Origin of the sequence: Streptomyces hainanensis, from assembly GCF_004348415.1 — a bacterium.
Lineage (GTDB): Bacteria > Actinomycetota > Actinomycetes > Streptomycetales > Streptomycetaceae > Streptomyces > Streptomyces hainanensis.
Genome location: NZ_SMKI01000700.1, coordinates 1 through 2672, shown reverse-complemented (window position 1 = coordinate 2672; position 2672 = coordinate 1). Strand labels below are relative to the sequence as shown.

The window sequence follows — 2672 nt, the reverse complement described above, 5'->3', positions numbered from 1 at the left end:
GGTGGGTGGGGGGAAACCCCCGGACGGCGCTTAGCCGGCCTGGCGGGCGCGCATCAGGGCCGCCGCGCCGTCGAGCACGTAGTCGACGCCGTAGCGGAAGTCGGCGTCCGGGCCGCCGCTCTCCTCCTCCGTGAAGGCCTTCGCCGCCACCCTGGCCACCGTCGGATAGCTGCCGGAGGCGGCGGCCCGGGCGAGCATCTGTCCGTAGAGGACGTTCCAGTCGGCGTACTCGACGCCGAGACGCGGGGTGGCCCGCTCCATCGTCACCTGGAGACGGGCCTCGTTGAGCACGTGGCCGCTGAGGATGGACAGCACGCCCATCATGTCGCCCTCGGTGAGCGGGGTGTCGTCCATGATGGAGAGCGCGGCCTCCATCCAGGCGAGGTTGCTGGGGCCCATCGGTGGCGCGCTGATGGGCACGTCGAGCATCCAGGGGCGGGCGAGCAGCGCCTGGCGCTGGGCCATGGCGAAGGCGGTGAGGCCGCCGCGCCAGTCGTCCGGCCAGTCGGTCGGGTCGGGCTCCCCCGCCGCCATGTCGAACATCAGGTCGAGCAGGTCGTCCTTGCTCGGGACGTAGTTGTAGAGCGACATCGTGGTGACGCCCAGCCGCTCGGCGACCCGGCGCATGGAGACGCCGGCGATCCCCTCGGTGTCGGCGATCTCCACCGCGGCCGCCACCACCCGGTCCACGCTCAGGCTGCCGCGCGGCCCCCGGCTGCCCGACGGCTGGGTGCGCCACAACAGATCCATCAGGTACGCCGGGTCGCGCCCGCTCCCCCGCTCCGCAGCCATCCCACTCCCGTCGTCGTTTGACACGATCCTAGAACCATGTACGGTGTACATACAAACTGTACGGTGTACATAGTTAGAGGGGGGCGGACATGCCCGACCACGCGATAGCGGCGGAGGGGCTGCGCAAGCGCTACGGGGGGAGCTCGGGCCATCAGGCGCTCGACGGGCTCGACCTGGCCGTGCCGACCGGCATGGTCTACGGGCTGCTCGGGCCGAACGGCGCCGGCAAGACGACGGCGGTGCGGGCGCTGGCCACCCTGATGCGGCTCGACTCCGGCCGGGCCGTGGTCTGCGGCCACGACGTCACCCGCGAGCCGGAGCTGGTGCGCGCGTCGATCGGCCTGACCGGCCAGTACGCGGCGGTGGACGAGCAGTTGACCGGCCGGCAGAACCTGGTGATGTTCGGCCGGCTCTTCAAACTCGGCCCCCGGGCGGCCCGCCGCCGCGCCGACGAGCTGCTGGAGCGCTTCGACCTGACCGCGGCGGCCGGGCGCGGCGCCGGGCAGTACTCGGGCGGCATGCGTCGCCGCCTCGACCTGGCGGCCAGCCTGATCCGCACCCCCGAGGTGCTGTTCCTCGACGAGCCGACCACCGGCCTCGACCCGCGCAGCCGCAACCAGGTCTGGGACGCGGTCCGTTCGCTGGTCGCGGGCGGCACCACGGTGCTGCTCACCACCCAGTACCTGGAGGAGGCGGACCAGTTGGCCGAGCGGATCGCGGTGATCGACGGCGGACGGGTGGTAGCCGAGGGCACCCCGGACACGCTGAAGGGCCTGATCGGCGGCGACCGGGTGGAGGTCGTCGTCCGGCACCGGGGGCAGCTCGCCGCGGTCGCCGAGCTGGTGGCCAGGGTCGGTGAAGGACACCCGCCGGAGACCGACCCCGACACCCGGCGGGTCAGCGTCGCCGTCCGGGACCGGGTGGCGGCGCTCACCGAGGTGGTGCGCGCCCTGCACGACGCGGGGATCGGCGTCGAGGACATCGGCACCCGGCGTCCCACCCTGGACGAGGCGTTCCTGCACCTCACCGGCGAGCGCTCGGCGCCCCGGGCGGAGGTGGCGGCATGAGGGCCAGGGTGGCCGTCGCGGACGGCCTGATCATGACGCGCCGCAACATGGCACACCTGGCGCGCAGCCCCGAGGAACTGATCCTCTACTTCGCGCTGCCCATCATGTTCGTGCTGGTCTTCGGCTACGTCTTCGGCAGCGGCATGACCGTGCCGGACGGCGGCGGCTACCGGGAGTTCCTGCTCCCCGGCGTCTTCGCCATGACGATGCTCTACGGGATGGGCGCCACCGGGAGCGCGGTGGCCGTCGACGTGGGGCGCGGCGTGGTGGACCGGTTCCGCTCCATGCCGGTGGCGCGCACCGCGCTGCTCACCGGGCGGGGCGTCGCCGACCTGCTGCGGGCGATGCTGGAGATGACGGTGCTCGTGGTCTGCGGGCTGCTGGTGGGCTGGGAGTTCCACCGCGGCGTCGGCCGGGCGCTGCTGGCCGTCGCGCTGGTGCTGGCGCTGCGGGTCGCGATCACCTGGATCGGGATCTACCTGGGCCTGGCGCTGGGGAATCCGGACACGGTGGGGGCGATCGTGTTCCCGCTGGCGTTCCCGATGACCGCGCTCTCCAACGTCTTCGTGGCGCCCGAGCTGATGCCGGGCTGGCTCGGCGCCGTCTCGGAGTGGAACCCGCTGTCGGCCACGGTGACGGCGATCCGCGAGCTGTTCGGCAATCCGGGCCTCGGCGGGGGCGGTTGGGCCACCGAGCACGCACTCGCGCTGGCGATCGCCTGGCCGGTGCTGCTGACCGCGGTCTTCGCCACGCTGGCGATCCGCTCCTACCAGCGGCTGGGCGACTGACCCGGGGCGGGAGCGGGGGGAGGAC

At 73.1% G+C, this 2672-nt stretch carries 3 protein-coding genes; 2 read left to right on the top strand and 1 reads right to left on the bottom strand.

Annotated elements, in window-relative coordinates; all coding sequences use genetic code 11:
- Positions 1 to 30: 30 nt before the first annotated feature.
- Positions 31 to 792, bottom strand: a complete 762-nt coding sequence (locus E1283_RS34885; protein WP_165956357.1) for a TetR/AcrR family transcriptional regulator — start codon at positions 790 to 792, stop codon at positions 31 to 33.
- Between the two features lie 89 nt (positions 793 to 881).
- Here E1283_RS34885 and E1283_RS34880 point away from each other — a divergent pair, with 89 nt between their 5' ends.
- Complete coding sequence (locus E1283_RS34880) at positions 882 to 1859, top strand: ATP-binding cassette domain-containing protein (RefSeq protein ID WP_132822176.1); 978 nt, start codon at positions 882 to 884, stop codon at positions 1857 to 1859.
- Positions 1856 to 2647 carry an ABC transporter permease gene (locus E1283_RS34875; protein ID WP_132822175.1) on the top strand — a complete coding sequence of 264 codons (792 nt, stop codon included), beginning with the start codon at positions 1856 to 1858 and terminating at the stop codon, positions 2645 to 2647. The genes E1283_RS34880 and E1283_RS34875 overlap by 4 nt, the downstream gene beginning before the upstream one ends.
- The last annotated feature ends 25 nt before the right edge of the window (positions 2648 to 2672 follow it).